This is a genomic window from Gracilibacillus pellucidus (assembly GCF_033949965.1).
Taxonomy (GTDB): domain Bacteria; phylum Bacillota; class Bacilli; order Bacillales; family Amphibacillaceae; genus Gracilibacillus; species Gracilibacillus pellucidus.
The window spans coordinates 180,896-196,893 of the sequence record NZ_JAWZSR010000003.1 but is presented as its reverse complement, the minus strand read 5'-3'; the positions used below and the strand labels follow the sequence as shown (position 1 = coordinate 196,893).

The window sequence follows — 15,998 nt, the reverse complement described above, 5'->3', positions numbered from 1 at the left end:
GCATGTTAATAGATGAAAGAACGATACATATTTTCTATTACACTTTCTATACTTTTGTTAAAGCAAAGTTCCATGAGAAAGTAACTTTAAGAGTAAACCATTTTCATGTACACTTTCAGCTCTTTTCCTTTATTTTAGATCCATCAAAAAAGTACCTACCGTATGAAATAGGTAGGTACTTTTCTATCAACCTTCTAATAACAAATCATATGGATCTTCTAATAATTGTTTTACTCGTACTAGGAATTGAACGGCTTCTTTCCCGTCTACAATTCGGTGATCATAGGATAATGCGATATACATCATTGGACGTACTTCAATGGAGTCATCCGGCATGACAATCGGACGTTTCTGGATAGAATGCATGCCTAATATTCCGACTTGTGGAGCGTTTAATATCGGTGTTGATAATAACGAACCAAAAATACCACCATTTGTAATCGTAAATGAACCGCCTTGCAAATCACTGATTTGTAATTCTTTATTATTCGCTTTTGTTCCTAAATCAGCGATGGATGACTCAATCCCTGCAAAATCTAAGCGGTCAGCATCTCGAACAACTGGAACAACTAAACCATCATCCGTAGAAACCGCAATCCCTATATCATAAAATTTCTTTTTGACAATTTCATTTTCTTGAATCTCTGCATTTAAGTATGGGAATTCTTTTAGAGCACTAACTACTGCTTTTGTAAAGAACGACATAAAACCAAGTTTGATACCATGCTTTTCTTGAAATTTCTCTTTTCGTTCGCTACGCAGCTTCATTACTGCTGTCATATCTACTTCATTAAAAGTAGTAAGCATTGCTGCGCTGTGTTGTGCGTCAACAAGATGATTAGCTATTGTTTGACGACGACGAGTCATCTTCTCTCGTTCTACTGGTTTATCAAACTCTTCTTTTGAACTACTAGTCTGCTCCGATTTACTTGCTGTTTTTGGTGTTTTCGACTTACTTTCTACATCTTCTGGACGAATACGACCTAATGGATCAGAAGGAGTTACTTCATTTAAGTCAATCCCTAACTCACGAGCTCTTTTTCTTGCTGCAGGTGATGCAATAACTCTTTGAGGGGCATCAGTTTTTTCTGGTTCTGACGCTTTTTCACTTGGTGATTCTGGCTTCGCTGGTTCTTCTACTTTCTCTTCTTCTGAACTACTTGTATCTGGTGAGTCTTCACTAGTTGCTTCACCATTTTCATCTATTTTAGCGATTATCTCGCCAACTTCCACATCGTCACCTTCATCTCTAACAAATTCTGCAATAACACCTGAATAATCAGCATTTACTTCCACATTTACTTTATCTGTTTCTAGCTCACAAACAGGATCACCTTTCTCAACGGAATCCCCTTTATTAACTAACCATTCAGCTATTGTACCTTCTGTAATAGATTCTGCTAATTCTGGAACTTTAATTTCCTTCATTGGTAACTCCTCCTTCAGATAGGTCTAATGCTCTTTTTACAATGCGTCTTTGTTCTGCTTTATGAATGTGTGGATCACCAACTGATGGCGATGAACGTTCTGTCCGTCCAACATAATGTAATGATAGCTTCGTATCTTCTAGCATTTTGAAGAGTAATTCCTTCACGAAATTCCACGCTCCCATATTACGTGGCTCTTCTTGTACCCAGACGATCTCTTCTAGTTGAGAACATCCATCAATGACAGCCTGAATTCTCTTTTCAGGTAAAGGATACATTTGCTCTAAACGAACAACATGAATATCTTCATATTTTTCTAGGTTTTCATTCATTCTATCCTGAATGTCTACCATAACCTTCCCTGTACCGATCAACAATCGCTTAGCTTTTTTCGATGCTAACGCTAATCCAGGCTGTGGAATTACTGTTTGGAACTTACCGTTTGTAAATTCCTCCATACCAGATGCTACCTTCGGACTTCTTAATAGACTTTTTGGTGTAAAAACAACTAATGGACGAGATGCTTCACTATCCACTAAAGCCGCTTGACGTCTTAATAAATGAAAGAGTTGCGCACTAGTTGTCACGTTGGCAACAATCCAGTTATTTTCTGCTGCCATCGTTAAGAAACGCTCGACTCTTGCACTAGAATGTTCAGGGCCTTGGCCTTCATAGCCATGTGGGAGAAGCATAACCATATTAGAACGCTCATCCCATTTCGCTCGACCTGAGGAGATAAATTGATCAAAAATTACTTGGCCAGCATTAGCAAAATCACCGAACTGCGCTTCCCAAATAACTAATGTTTTCGGTGCCTTTACACTATACCCGTATTCAAAACCTAAAACAGCAGCTTCTGATAGCGGACTGTTGTGGATATCAAAGGTGGCTTTTGCCTCTTCCAATCCATGCATTGGACAATACGTATCATTTGTCTCAACATCATGTAATTTCAAATGACGGTGTGCAAATGTACCACGTTCTGAATCTTGACCAGACATTCGAATTGGAATACCATCATGCAAAATAGATGCAAATGCTAGTGATTCCGCAACTGCCCAGTCTGCTTTTTCTTCTTTTTCAAATGTTTGATGACGTTTAGTCAATATTTTTTCCAGCTTCTTAAACGGTTGGAATCCTTCCGGTCGTTTTAACAATCCTTTATTGAGTGAAAGCAATGTTTCTTTTGACACGGCCGTTTCGATATCACTCAATCCATTCCGTAATGCTTGCGGTACCGGCAATGCTTCTGGATTCTCATTAACGCTTTCTGTCATCTCGTCATATATACCTTGCAATTTATTAAAAACAGCTTCTGTCATTTCTTCAAATGTTGTATCTGTTATAATACCGTCTTCTCGTAATCTATTAGCATATACTTTTGCAACAGTTGGATGATTATCAATTGATTGATATAACTTCGGTTGTGTTGCTCTTGGCTCATCCATTTCATTGTGACCATAACGACGATAACCGACTAAATCGATTAATACATCCTTTTGAAACTTTTTACGATAGTCATAAGCCAATGTAGCAGCTGAAATACAAGCTTCTGGATCATCTGCATTAACATGAATAATTGGTACTTCAAAGCCTTTCGCTAAATCACTTGCATATCTAGTCGAACGACCTTGGAGTTGACCTGTTGTAAAGCCTACTAAATTATTTGCGATAATATGTAGTGTTCCACCTGTACGATAGCCTTCAAGGTCGCTTAAGTTAAACGTTTCCGCTACTACACCTTCCCCAATAAAAGCAGCATCACCGTGAATTAAAATACTAAATGCTTTATTTACATCTTGTACTGGTGCCCCATTTTGGAAACGAAAATCTTGCGCTGCTCTTGTAAAACCTTCTACTACTGGATTAACAAATTCCAAGTGTGAAGGGTTGTGTGCTAATGTAATTTTGGTTGGTGATGGTTTTTCTTTACCGACATCACGCTTGGCACCAAAATGATATTTCACATCACCAGTCCAACCATATGTAATGGCTTTTGAACCTGGTGAAGAGGGTACTAATTCCTTGTCTGCTGAAGGATGAAACTCAGAGAATAACTTATCATATGGCTTACCTAGAATATGTGTTAAAACACTTAACCTACCACGGTGAGCCATCCCCATCAAAATTTCTTCCGTCTCATCATAAAAGGAATTTTGCACAATTTTCTCAAGAATCGGAACCATCATTTCCAATCCTTCAATAGAAAAACGTTTTTGTGCAACAAATGTTTTGGCTAGAAAGTTTTCAAAACCTTCTACATCGATAATTTGTTCAAGTAATTGTTTCTTCTCATCTTGATTAAAAGGTAAACGATACTTACCAGACTCAATGTTTTCTTGAAACCATATACGTTCTTTATCATTATTAACATGATCATATTCAAACGAAATAGTTCCTGCATATTGAGCTAATAAATAATCAACTACTTCTTGTGCATTGTTCACCCCAGTGACATTATTATCCCAAACCCACTCTGACGGAATCGCTTCCAAAACCGTTTTATCCAAATTGTAGTAGCCTGGATCCACAAGTGTTGTGTCGCTTGATACACCCGATCCCACCGGATAAATATCCGCTTTCAAATGACCGTAACGACGAATAGCCTCAACAAGTTTGATCGCTGAGGTTACATGTTTCGCACTTATTTCAGATGATAAGCCGGTTCCACTAGCCACCTCTTTTTGCTGTCCTTTGGCAAACTCTTTTGGAGCTCCGTATTGATCGAACATTTCTTTCAGGGATGAATCAACAGAATCTTTATCTTCCAAGTAAAGCTCATACTGCTCTTGTACATAACCCATATTAGGGCCGTAAAATTTTTTCCAGAATTTTTCACTGGATCCCTGCTGTGTCACGTCTTATACCCCCATTAGAAGTCACTTTCTCCCGCTATAATAAACTCCCATCCAAATGTTGTAATGAATAAATCATTACACAATAAATATAACCTATTTTAACCAGCGAAACAACAGATAAATGACGATTTTTCAGAAAAGTTTTATTAGTAGCTCAAAAGCGGCAAATAGCCAATTATTATGCGCTAAAACAAACATTCCGTCCTATTTTGTGAACGTTGTCATTTTACACCCCTTCTATATTAATTGAAACTTCATTTAGTAGTAGTTAGCTTCGGATTATACTACTTGTAACTCGAAGCTTAAGGTGAAGGTTTTATGGACATTTGCACTGTGATAAAAGCATGGTACAATCATTGCAGTGATATTTAAAGGAGAACAACATGTTATATTTTATCTATTTTTTATTAGGGTTTATTGCAACTCTAATTGGTGCCATTGCTGGTCTTGGTGGAGGAATTATCATCAAGCCACTTTTAGATTTATTAGGCGATTATAATCTGCAATCAATCAGTGTACTCTCAGTCTTCACTGTCTTTATGATGGCAGTCGTTTCTTTAATAAGTTCTAAACAGTTTCGCAAGCAAATCGACAAAACACAAAGTCTATATATTGCAATTGGTTCTATTAATGGTGGATTAATCGGAAAATTCATCTTCCGTTTCCTTATTGAACAGGAAATAGTCACCAATCAGATTGTTGGGCAAATCCAGTCAGCAATGTTGGTTGGTATTATGGTCATCATTTTAATTTTAATGAATTTTCGGCATCTTTTTACTACATATAAACTCTCGCATCCTACATCTATTGTTGCGATTGGCTTCTTGCTTGGTATTCTGTCAGCTTTTTTAGGAATTGGCGGGGGACCATTAAATGTAGCTATTTTGTGCTGGCTTTTTTCCATGAATACGAAACAAGCAACGATTAATTCTGTTTTTATTATTTTCTTTTCACAACTAGCAGCAATATCTGTCATTGTATTCGGAAATAATTGGTCATCTTATCAACTACACATGCTACCAGCTATGATTATTGGAGGTGCATTAGGAGGGTTACTCGGTTCACGCTTTGCTATTTTGATTAACACGAACCAAATTATGAAAGTGTTCAATGTGACGATTTTTTGTATTATGTTCATTAATATCTATAATTTTTTCCATACATCACAGTAAAAATTGTTATTTTATCCCAATAGTTCCTACTCTCTTTCTATTGCCTTACACCTATTATTATGATTTACTTTTATAAAAAGCATTTTATGGATAAGGAGATTGTAGAATGAAAAAACAAAATAAACATGCTTTTCAAATTGCTAATCGCGAAGCACTGATTGGTGTTGGCTTAGTATTGTTTCATTTTACTTGGTGGTTCGCATTTGCCTATGGCTTTGGAAAAGAGGATCCATCAAATTACCAATACATATTCGGATTTCCAGCATGGTTTTTCTATAGTTGTATCGTAGGAATTATCCTCATTTCTGTTCTAGTCATTATTATTGTGAAATTTTTTTTCACAGACTTACCATTAGATGATGAGGAGTATGAGAAACGATGAATACAACTGCAACAATTATGTTATTTAGTTCTGTTGCCATTATCTTTATTATTGGATTGTTGGCAAGTAGAACGGCTAAATCGAGCAATTCCTTTATGGAAGATTATTATTTAGGTGGTCGAAGTCTAGGAGGATTCGTCCTAGCAATGACGATGACTGCGACTTACGGAAGTGCTAGTAGTTTTATCGGCGGGCCTGGAGTCGCCTATACAGAAGGGTTAGGTTGGGTATTACTATCTGTTACACAAGTTTCAACAGGGTATTTCACCTTAATGATCCTTGGAAAGAGGTTTGCGATTGTCGCGAAAAAATATAAAGCTGTTACAATGGTCGATTTCTTGAAAGAACGTTATCAATCTAAATGGGTTGTATTATTGTCTTCCTTTAGCATTATTATCTTTTTATTTTCTGCTATGGCGGCCCAGTGGATTGGTGGAGGAAGATTAATTGAATCTGTTACAGGTTTGTCTTACCATTCCGCATTACTTATTTTTGTTGTAACAGTACTTATCTATGTAACATTTGGTGGCTTTCGTGCTGTCACACTAACAGATTCAATTCAAGGTACGATCATGGTAATCGGAACTTTCATCTTACTAGGATCGATTATTGTTGCTGGTGGTGGTATTTCGTCCATTATGGCTGATCTTAGTGGTGAAAACCCTAATCTTATAACACCATATGGAGCAGATGGAACACTGACCGCTTCTTACGTATCCTCTTATTGGATACTTGTCGGCGTTGGGGTAGTCGCATTACCACAAATAGTCGTAAGAGCGATGTCTTACAAAAGTACAAAAGCTTTTCATCGTGCCTTAATTATCGGGACAATTGTTGTTGGTGTCATTATGCTAAATATGCATTTAATCGGTGTATTTGCGCGACCTATTTTACCTGGGATTGAAGTTGGAGATACCGTCATACCTTTGGTTGCTTTAGAGGTATTGCCACCATGGTTAGCAGGTATTGTACTTGCCGCTCCATTAGCAGCCATTATGTCTACAGTCGATTCTTTACTTTTATTAGTAAGTTCAACGATTGTAAAAGATGTCTATATTAATTATATAAAACCAAATGCACCTAAGAAACAAGTGCGTAAGTTAAGTATGACCGTTACAGCAATACTCGGTTTTATCGTCTATTTACTAGCAATAAATCCACCAGACTTAATTATTTGGTTAAATCTTTATACCATTGGTGGATTAGAAGCAGCCTTTATTTGGCCAGTAGTCATGGGACTTTATTGGAAAAAAGGAAATAAATACGGAGCTATCGCTGCAATTGTGATCGGCTTTACATCCTATATTTTATTCCAAGCCTTTTATCCAGAACCATTCGGTATGCACTCTGTTGTCTCATCGATTGGGCTATCACTTATCGCCTATGTTGGAGCAAGTTTAAGCCTTGGTAAAAAGATTGTTTAAGCTTGTTGGATAATTAAGTTTCTTTTCTTGAAGTTATGTCCTTGAGATGCTTTCTCATGGACATAACTTTGTTTTTGGCTCGAGTTGCGTCCATGAGACTCTTTCTCATAGACATAACTTTGCTTTCACTCTGAATTGTGTCCATGAGACTCTTTCTCATAGACATAACTTTGCTTTTGATTCGAGTTGTGTCCATGAGACTCTTTCTCATAGACATAACTTTGCTTTCACTCTGAATTGTGTCCATGAGACTCTTTCTCATAGACATAACTTTGCTTTTGATTCGAGTTGTGTCCATGAGACTCTTTCTCATGGACTTAACTTTGCTTTTGGATCGAGTTGTGTCCATGAGACTCTTTCTCATGGACTTAACTTTGCTTTTGGATCGAGTTATGTCTGTGAGCAAAAGAGTAACTTACGGTTTTCATTCACTATTAATCAGCGGGAGTTTAGACCTCCCGCTGATTGAATTTTTTATTTACCGGTTTAAAAGGCTACCTACATATTTCAATAGGTCGTTGGCAGATTGTGAAGTGTAACCATATTCTTCTACTAATGTCGCGACCACTTCATTCATTTTCTTCAATTGCTGCTCATCTGGTGTTTTGGTGGATGTAGTTATTTTTACAATATCTTTTAAGTCTGCAAACAACTTCTTCTGGATTGCTTCACGTAGACGTTCGTGTGATTGATAATCGAATTTCTTCCCTTTTCTTGCATATGCTGAAATTCTAATTAAGATTTCTTCACGGAACGCTTTTTTCGCGTTTTCTGATATACCAATTTGTTCTTCAATTGAACGCATTAATTTTTCGTCAGGATGCATTTCTTCACCTGTAAGTGGATCTTGTAGCTTCGTCTTGTTACAGAAAGCTTCTACATTATCCAAATAATTATCCATTAATGTTTTAGCAGACTCTTCATAAGAATAGACAAACGCTTTTTGTACTTCTTTTTTCGCTAGTTCATCATATTCCTTACGTGCTACGGAAATAAAATCTAAATAGTCTTCTTTTTGTTCCTTCGTTATCGATGGATGGTCATCCAATCCATCTTTCAAGGATCTCAGTACATCAAGTGCATTAATTGATTGCATCTCTTTACGAATAATGGTGGATGATATTCGATTAATGACATAACGTGGATCAATTCCTGACATTCCTTCATCTGCATACTCCTTCTTCATCATATGCACATCTTGATCACTAAATCCTTCGACATCTTGGTCGTTATATAAGTATAGCTTCTTCAACAGACTGACATTGCTTTTTTTCGATTCTTTTAACCTAGTCAGAATCGTGAACATCGCTGCAATTCTTAATGTATGTGGCGCAATATGCACATCTTCAATATCACTTTCTTCGATCATTTTCTGGTAAATACGTTCTTCTTGATTGAGCTTTAAATTATATGGAATAGGCATCACAATCATCCTAGAATGTAATGCTTCATTTTTTTTGTTAGAAATAAACGAGCGATATTCTGTCTCATTCGTGTGAGCTAAAATCATTTCATCTGCAGAAATTAAAGCAAACCTTCCTGCTTTAAAATTCCCCTCTTGTGTTAACGAAAGTAAATGCCAAAGGAATTTTTCATCACACTTTAACATTTCTTGGAATTCCATTAGACCACGATTTGCTTTATTTAATTCACCATCAAACCGATATGCTCTAGGATCTGATTCCGAACCGTAAGTAGCAATCGTTGAAAAGTCAATCGATCCAGTTAAGTCAGCAATATCTTGTGACTTCGGATCTGACGGACTAAACGTACCAATTCCGACTCTTTTATCTTCAGAGAAAAAGATTCGCTCCACCATGACATCTTCTATTTTTCCATTATAATCTTCGTCTAGACGTAATCTATTTAATGGTGATAAGTTACCTTCAATCTTTATGCCATATTCTTTTTCAAAGTCCGCTCTTAAATGTTGAGGAATAAGATGTAATGGATTCTCATGCATAGGGCAATCTTTAATCGCGTATACTGCTCCTTTTTCCGTTAAGGAATACTTTTCTAGCCCTCTTTTCAGTAATGTAACTAATGTAGACTTCCCACCACTGACAGGTCCCATCAATAATAAAATACGTTTTTTCACATCTAATCGTTTGGCTGCTGGATGGAAATATTCTTCCACCAATTTTTCAAGCGCCTCTTCTAAACCAAATAATTCTTCACTGAAAAAACGATACGTTCGCTCACCATCCTTCTCCTCTACACCTTCTTCTTTAATCATTTGGTATATTCGAGAATGAGCAGATTGAGCAAGATACGGCTTTTCTTTTAATAATTCCAAATACTCTGCAAAAGTTCCTTCCCATTTTAACGCATCTTGTGTATGGCGATAATCTTCTAGTTTACTTAAAATATCCATTAAAGAACGACCTCCCAGTAATGTAAAGTGAACCCCTTTTATCTTACGAAAACGACTATATTCATTTTTAGATAATTATAATAATTACTTTATCTATATCTATGTAGGTATATAGGAAAAAATGAATAAGGTAACAGTGAGGGAAAATCATGAATTTATTACAAGGAGGATTAATGCATCTATCTTTACGATCAAATTTAATCTACACTATCCACTTGAAACTGTTGATTTAATAAACTTGGGTATGAATGATTGGAATTAGTCTTCGCCTTATATTTTTTCACTTTCCTTGTTCACTCTGAGGTCGATCTCTCCATTCATAATAACCACTTTTAGACACACCCAATTCTTGGCACATCTTCGCTACACCGAATTCGTGTCGATGCTTTTCAATGAAGTCATAGATTTATTATGATTTTATTACTTTGTTTCCATGTAGTTTAAGGCAAACAAGATGTGCACAACAGCATATTTATTTGTCGTATTCATAATTATGATCATTTATCCAAGAGTTTTAACAACCAAAATAAAAAGAAGTGATTCCCTCTATTTTCTTAATAAAATAATCTGGATTAAAATATTTATAATTCCAAAGCTCAAATACCTATATTATGGAATAATAATAAAAATACTTTACAATCAGACAAAAATACTTTACGATTTACTAAAGAGTATTAAGGAGGAAATAGAAATTGCTAAAGAATCGCTTAGTTGTTTATAGGGCTGAAAAAGGGTGGACTCAACAAAAATTAGCAGATCGAGTTAATGTCAGTCGTCAAACTATAGCTAACATTGAAAGAAACAAATACACCCCTTCCGTTACACTAGCTTTTAAAATTGCTTATGCATTCAATGTAAAAATAACAGATGTCTTTTTATATTCAGAAGAGGAGTGAAAAAATGAATTATCTACTACTTATTCCATTAGGTTTGATATTTATTTCTTTTATTTATATTTTTAGTTTTGGAGGTAGCCGCGAAGGACGCGATGAAAGAGGTTATATAATTCGATTACAGATGGTAAATGTTATGTACGCCGTACTTTTTCTTGGCATAATAATTATTACTACATTAAATAGTAAAGAATTCGTTACTAATAAATTAGCATTAGATATTATTCTTTGGTTAGCACTTCTTAATAGTCTAATAGGAGCTATCTTTTTATATTTTAAGAAAAAGTAAGAATAACGAGATTGTGATAAGATAACTAGACCTTTAAAAATAACTTTAGTCGATTATATGCTATGTTGGCTTAACTTCAATATCTATAGTTCCAGTCTCGTTACTATATATCACTCTTGGGGTAAAACCGATAGAACATCATTAGGTTTATCATCCATGCTCATTTCAATATAATCTCTGTATAATGCACTGTTTCCTCTATCCTTTTTTGAGCTTGATACGGAAACAACATGAAAGGATTTCATTATTTTTTTAGCATTTTCAGTTTCATTTAAAGTGCCATGTAACCTTATCTTTTTACCAGCTTAGAGAATTCTAGCTAGTCCAATACTTGAATTGTATTGGCTGGGATAAAATACATTCCTCTACCAACAAATTTCATCACGTAATTCTCCATGACAAGAAGTTTCTTTAGCGTAGAACTCACTATCTCTGACATGATAAATATTCTTTCTAAAAGCGAAAAATCCGTTACATAGAATTTTTTCTCCAATCTTTTGATGAAGTAGCCCATCTAATCTTCATCCTGTTCATAAACTCTTTTATCTACACTTTCTACCCCATTTTCTCTCTATTCTTATGCTTATCTCTTCTAAACAAAAAAAGCATGGAGACTCCTCCATGCTTTTCACTACTTTATCGTTTACGTATTTTCTTTATTTCGTCTGCTACAAATTGGACTTGTGTTCCTACTACAACTTGAATACTGTTTTTTCCGACAATATTAACACCTGGGACACCTGTATTTTTAATTCGTTGTTGGTCAACTGCATCCATATCCTTCACTTCAAGTCTCAACCTCGTCACACAGTTATCTAATATTTCCACATTCTCATCTCCACCTAATCCAGCGTAGATTTCCTTCGCCATTATGGTGATTTTATCATCTGATGAGTCTTGTTCTTCTGCCGTTTCTGTTTCATCTTCGTCCTCTTCACGACCTGGTGTTTTTAAATTAAATTTGGTAATTAGGAAACGGAATAATACATAATATACCACCGCTACTACTAATCCTTGAACAATTAGCATATATGGTTTGTTTGCTAATGGTAAACCTGAACTTAACACAAAATCAATCAGACCTGCACTAAACCCGAAACCTGCTGTCCAATCAAACGCAGCTGCTACACCTAAGGAAATTCCTGTTATTACAGCGTGAACAACATATAATGCTGGTGCTAAGAACATAAATGAAAACTCAAGTGGTTCCGTTACACCTGTAAAGAATGAAGCAAAACCAGTAGCTAATAATAAAGAAGCAGCGGTTTTCTTTTTCTTCGAATTTGCGGTATGATACATCGCTAATGCTGCTGCTGGTAGACCGAACATCATAATCGGGAAGTAACCAGCCATGTACATACCAGTAACCCCTTTTTCTCCTTGTCCAGACCAAAAACTTGCTATATCATTAATTCCCGCAACATCAAACCAAAATACGGAGTTTAATGCGTGATGAAGTCCAGTAGGGATTAAAATTCGATTAAAGAATCCGTATAATCCTGCCCCAATCGCATCTAAATCAATAATTGCTTTACCAAACGATACCAAGCCAGAATACAATGCTGGCCATACAAAGAATAAAATAGCAGAGACAACTAAACTAGTCACCGCTGTCATGATTGGTACTAATCGCTTGCCACTAAAGAAAGAAAAGGCAGCAGGTAACCTGACATGACTAAATCGATTATACATAACAGAAGCGATGATACCGGATATTATACCGATAAATTGATTTTCAATATTATCAAAAGCAACATTTACATTACTAGAATCAACAGCTTGCAACGATGCGACAGAATCTACTGACAATAGAGTAGTGATGACTAAGTAGGATACTAATCCACTTAATGCTGCGGAACCGTCCTTATCTTTTGACATACCGAAGGCAATCCCTACAGCAAACAAAACAGCCATACTCTCTGTAGAAATAATTGCTTCTCCTGCCGAAACTAAAAATGCGGAGATTCGATTCACGGCTTCCCAGCCTTCTTGGTCCATCCAATAACCAATCCCCATTAATATTGCAGCAGCTGGTAATACTGCAACAGGTAACATAAGCGACCGACCTATATTTTGCAAATATTTCATTATCATAATGAATGATTCCTCCATCTGTTAATTATGTTTTCTTCCTTATATATAAAACGCTTGATAAATTTTCATCACAGGTAAATATCCGCACAAAAAATTATGTATTTCGTTATGTCTTATTTTAGCTAGATTTCTAATCAAAAAACATATTACCATACACACCATAAGTTGTCTATACCATTAATAACCAGAATTTTCCCTATAAAAACAAGGACTTGTACACTTTCTCTTTTCGTTAAAAGCCATTGGTATAGACAACTATATATTAAATTGATATGATTTAATTACCAACTATTGACGGAAAGGTGGGAGACATATGCTACTCATCAAAAATATAGAGATTTACACAGAAAAGCATGTCATCAAACAAGGTTATATAAAAGTGGAGCAGCACACTATTAAAGAAATAGGAACACTCGACCAATTAACTTCAGAAGACGACTATCACATACTTGACTTCGCTAATCAATCGTTAAAAGCAATCCCAGGTTTTATCGATATCCATATCCATGGCGCTAATGGTGCGGATGTAATGGACGGAACACGCGAAGCACTACAAACAATGGCAAATATACTACCAAAAGAAGGAACAACTTCTTTTCTAGCAACAACCATGACACAAGCGGAAGATGCGATCGAGCACGCATTGACTACCGCAAGTCGATATATGCAATCACAACAAGCTAACGCAGCAGAAGTTATCGGTATTCACTTAGAAGGACCTTTTGTTAATAAAAAAAGAAAAGGTGCACAACCTGAAGAACATATTCAACAACCAAATGTAGCACTTTTTCAAAAATGGAACAGTTTAGCTAACGAGCAAATTAAACTAGTAACATTAGCTCCAGAAGAAACGGGTGGAACGGAACTAATCGAGTATTTACATAAAAAAGGAATCATCGCTTCTGCGGGACATACAGATGCTACAGCTAAGCAAATCCAAGAAGCGATTCCACATGGCTTGTCTCACATTACCCATTTATATAACCAAATGCGTGGTTTTCACCATCGTGAACCAGGTGTCGTTGGAGCAGCATGGCTTGAACAAGCTCTGAAGGTAGAACTTATTGCGGATGGAATCCATTCAGACTTTGAAGCAGTCAATATAGCATTTAAAACAATTGGCAAGGATAGATTGATCTTAATCACTGATGCAATGCGAGCTAAATGTTTACCAGATGGACGCTATGACCTAGGTGGACAAGAAGTTTTCGTCGAAAAGGAACAAGCAAGATTAGCAGACGGAACTTTAGCCGGAAGTACATTAAAACTTAACGATGCATTCAAAAATATCCTACAATTCACTGATTGTTCTTTTGAAGAAGCGATTGCTGTTACTTCGACAAATGCCGCAAAAGAATTAGGACTAATCGATCGAAAAGGGACGCTTACAGAGGACAAAGATGCCGATATCGTTTTATTAGATGAAAATAATGAAATAGCACTTACAATTTGTCGCGGAAACATTGCTTATGAAAGGATGAACTAATACATGAAAATCATTCGTGCAAAAGATTATCAAGAAATGAGTAAAATAGCAGCAAATATACTACAAGATAAAATAAATGAACATCCAGCAATTACATTAGGGTTAGCTACGGGTGGGACTCCCGAGCAAACGTATGCTTATTTATCGGAAGATACCCAAACATCTTTTGAACATGTAACAACCTTTAATTTAGACGAGTATATTGGTTTATCACCAACTAACCCAAATAGCTACCATTATTATATGAACAAGCATCTCTTCAGCAAAGTAAACATCCCTACTGAGCAAATCTTTCTCCCAAATGGTTTTGCAGAAGATTTATTAGAAGAATGCAGATCATATGAACAAAAAATCAAACAACATAACGGGATTGATCTACAACTACTTGGATTAGGTCAAAATGGTCACATCGGCTTTAATGAACCAGGCACATCTTTCGAGCGACACACACATATCGTTTCGCTAGAACCTTCCACAATCGAAGCGAATGCACGCTTTTTTGATTCGATAGAAGAAGTTCCAAAACAAGCCATTACTATGGGAATTGCTTCAATCATGAAAAGTAAAGAAATTCTCGTACTTGTTTCAGGAAAGGCAAAAAATGCTGCACTCGAGCAATTAATGCACGGAAAAATAGACGAACAATTCCCTGCATCGATTCTCAACACACATGAAAATGTGACGATTATTGCTGATGAAGAGGCGCTCGGCAATATCACTTTTATGAGGAGAGAGGCTAATGATCGATAAACAATCACAAGTCCCGATATATCATCAAATAGAGGAACACATCAAGGCCAAAATCGAAAATGGAGAATATCAGCCAGGCGATGCGCTTCCGTCTGAACGTGAATATGCCGAACAACTAAACGTAAGTAGAATGACAGTAAGACAAGCCATTACCAACCTTGTAAATGAGCATTATTTAAAACGAATTAAAGGAAGAGGTACATTTATCACCGAGCGAAAGTTTGAACAACACTTAAACGGGCTAACTAGCTTTACAGAAGATATGAAGGTCAGAGGAATGAAACCAAGTAATAAATTAGTCCATTTCGAAATAGTTCCAGCAACGACAGAAATCTCAGAACAATTACACATTGCTGCGCACACACCTGTGTATGAAATAAAACGAATTCGATTGGCTGAAAATATTCCAATGGCACTAGAACGAACCTATATACCAGCAAATTTAATGAAAGGTTTGACTGATGATATCGTACAACATTCTATCTATCAATATGTAGAAGAGGAATTAGCATTAAAACTAGGAAAAGCACGTCAAATATTTGAAGCAACACTTGCTAATGAAGAGGAAAGCACGTTACTAGAAATACCTGAAGAATCCCCCATTTTATCTATTACTAGAATAACCAAACTTGTGGACGGAACTATTTTTGAAGTTGTTCAGTCCGCTTATCGAGCAGATCAATATAAATTCATTTTAGATTTAGACAGATAATGCAGAATGCTTATATCATATGGTAAAAAACGCATCCAAATAATTCTTCACAAAGAGGATAGAATTCGCTATAATAGAGAAGAATAACACGGTATATAGAGTGAGACTCCATTCGTTACATGACACAAACAAATAGA

The 15,998-nt window shown here is 36.1% G+C and carries 12 protein-coding genes and 1 pseudogene; 8 read left to right on the top strand and 5 right to left on the bottom strand.

Annotation, left to right across the window (positions count from 1 at the left end; all coding sequences use genetic code 11):
• Window positions 1–186: 186 nt before the first annotated feature.
• On the bottom strand, window positions 187–1,428 hold the full coding sequence (odhB, locus tag SH601_RS06570) for a 2-oxoglutarate dehydrogenase complex dihydrolipoyllysine-residue succinyltransferase (protein WP_319957475.1): 1,242 nt from the start codon (window positions 1,426–1,428) through the stop codon (window positions 187–189).
• Window positions 1,415–4,285, bottom strand: a complete 2,871-nt coding sequence (locus tag SH601_RS06565; RefSeq protein WP_319957474.1) for a 2-oxoglutarate dehydrogenase E1 component — start codon at window positions 4,283–4,285, stop codon at window positions 1,415–1,417. Before SH601_RS06565 ends, odhB begins: the two co-directional genes overlap by 14 nt.
• A 383-nt stretch (window positions 4,286–4,668) precedes the next feature.
• Here SH601_RS06565 and SH601_RS06560 point away from each other — a divergent pair, with 383 nt between their 5' ends.
• The 3 genes from SH601_RS06560 to panF all read left to right on the top strand — a co-directional run bounded on the left by SH601_RS06560 (window position 4,669) and on the right by panF (window position 7,263).
• A complete protein-coding gene (locus SH601_RS06560) occupies window positions 4,669–5,457 on the top strand; it encodes a sulfite exporter TauE/SafE family protein (RefSeq protein ID WP_319957473.1) in 789 nt (262 codons plus the stop codon).
• 106 nt (window positions 5,458–5,563) lie between these two features.
• Window positions 5,564–5,839 carry a YhdT family protein gene (locus SH601_RS06555; protein ID WP_319957472.1) on the top strand — a complete coding sequence of 92 codons (276 nt, stop codon included), beginning with the start codon at window positions 5,564–5,566 and terminating at the stop codon, window positions 5,837–5,839.
• The gene (gene panF, locus SH601_RS06550; RefSeq protein ID WP_319957471.1) at window positions 5,836–7,263 is read left to right on the top strand and encodes a sodium/pantothenate symporter; all 1,428 of its coding nucleotides are present in this window, start codon (window positions 5,836–5,838) and stop codon (window positions 7,261–7,263) included. The genes SH601_RS06555 and panF overlap by 4 nt, the downstream gene beginning before the upstream one ends.
• Before the next feature lie 478 nt (window positions 7,264–7,741).
• Here the strand turns inward: panF and SH601_RS06545 are convergent, their stop codons facing one another.
• Both SH601_RS06545 and SH601_RS17610 read right to left on the bottom strand, forming a co-directional pair.
• On the bottom strand, window positions 7,742–9,637 hold the full coding sequence (locus SH601_RS06545; protein WP_319957470.1) for a PrkA family serine protein kinase: 1,896 nt from the start codon (window positions 9,635–9,637) through the stop codon (window positions 7,742–7,744).
• Window positions 9,638–9,920: 283 nt separating this feature from the next.
• Window positions 9,921–10,043 (bottom strand): annotated as a pseudogene (locus tag SH601_RS17610) (IS3 family transposase); the annotation flags it as partial.
• A 286-nt stretch (window positions 10,044–10,329) separates the two neighbouring features.
• Here SH601_RS17610 and SH601_RS06540 point away from each other — a divergent pair.
• Both SH601_RS06540 and SH601_RS06535 read left to right on the top strand, forming a co-directional pair.
• Window positions 10,330–10,533: a helix-turn-helix transcriptional regulator gene (locus tag SH601_RS06540; RefSeq protein WP_319957469.1), complete on the top strand. Its 204-nt coding sequence runs from the start codon at window positions 10,330–10,332 to the stop codon at window positions 10,531–10,533.
• Window positions 10,534–10,537: 4 nt separating this feature from the next.
• Window positions 10,538–10,819, top strand: a complete 282-nt coding sequence (locus tag SH601_RS06535) for a hypothetical protein (protein WP_319957468.1) — start codon at window positions 10,538–10,540, stop codon at window positions 10,817–10,819.
• A 636-nt stretch (window positions 10,820–11,455) separates the two neighbouring features.
• Here SH601_RS06535 and nagE read toward each other — a convergent pair.
• Window positions 11,456–12,910: an N-acetylglucosamine-specific PTS transporter subunit IIBC gene (nagE, locus tag SH601_RS06530; RefSeq protein ID WP_319957703.1), complete on the bottom strand. Its 1,455-nt coding sequence runs from the start codon at window positions 12,908–12,910 to the stop codon at window positions 11,456–11,458.
• A 316-nt stretch (window positions 12,911–13,226) separates the two neighbouring features.
• Here nagE and nagA point away from each other — a divergent pair, with 316 nt between their 5' ends.
• From nagA to SH601_RS06515, 3 genes are read left to right on the top strand one after another with little or no spacing between them, the layout of a single operon-like run.
• Window positions 13,227–14,399 (top strand): N-acetylglucosamine-6-phosphate deacetylase, encoded by a 1,173-nt coding sequence (nagA, locus tag SH601_RS06525; protein ID WP_319957467.1) that lies wholly within the window; start codon window positions 13,227–13,229, stop codon window positions 14,397–14,399.
• 3 nt (window positions 14,400–14,402) lie between these two features.
• Window positions 14,403–15,149 (top strand): glucosamine-6-phosphate deaminase, encoded by a 747-nt coding sequence (gene nagB, locus SH601_RS06520; protein ID WP_319957466.1) that lies wholly within the window; start codon window positions 14,403–14,405, stop codon window positions 15,147–15,149.
• Window positions 15,139–15,861, top strand: a complete 723-nt coding sequence (locus tag SH601_RS06515) for a GntR family transcriptional regulator (RefSeq protein WP_319957465.1) — start codon at window positions 15,139–15,141, stop codon at window positions 15,859–15,861. Before nagB ends, SH601_RS06515 begins: the two co-directional genes overlap by 11 nt.
• The last annotated feature ends 137 nt before the right edge of the window (window positions 15,862–15,998 follow it).

Excerpts from the sequence above, each read along its gene's own strand:
- nagB (WP_319957466.1), top strand. The coding sequence starts at position 14,403 with ATGAAAATCATTCGTGCAAAAGATTATCAAGAAATGAGTAAAATAGCA.
- nagA (WP_319957467.1), top strand. The coding sequence starts at position 13,227 with ATGCTACTCATCAAAAATATAGAGATTTACACAGAAAAGCATGTCATC.
- SH601_RS06545 (WP_319957470.1), bottom strand. The coding sequence starts at position 9,637 with ATGGATATTTTAAGTAAACTAGAAGATTATCGCCATACACAAGATGCG.
- odhB (WP_319957475.1), bottom strand. The coding sequence starts at position 1,428 with ATGAAGGAAATTAAAGTTCCAGAATTAGCAGAATCTATTACAGAAGGT.
- SH601_RS06535 (WP_319957468.1), top strand. The coding sequence starts at position 10,538 with ATGAATTATCTACTACTTATTCCATTAGGTTTGATATTTATTTCTTTT.
- panF (WP_319957471.1), top strand. The coding sequence starts at position 5,836 with ATGAATACAACTGCAACAATTATGTTATTTAGTTCTGTTGCCATTATC.
- SH601_RS06560 (WP_319957473.1), top strand. The coding sequence starts at position 4,669 with ATGTTATATTTTATCTATTTTTTATTAGGGTTTATTGCAACTCTAATT.
- SH601_RS06555 (WP_319957472.1), top strand. The coding sequence starts at position 5,564 with ATGAAAAAACAAAATAAACATGCTTTTCAAATTGCTAATCGCGAAGCA.
- SH601_RS06515 (WP_319957465.1), top strand. The coding sequence starts at position 15,139 with ATGATCGATAAACAATCACAAGTCCCGATATATCATCAAATAGAGGAA.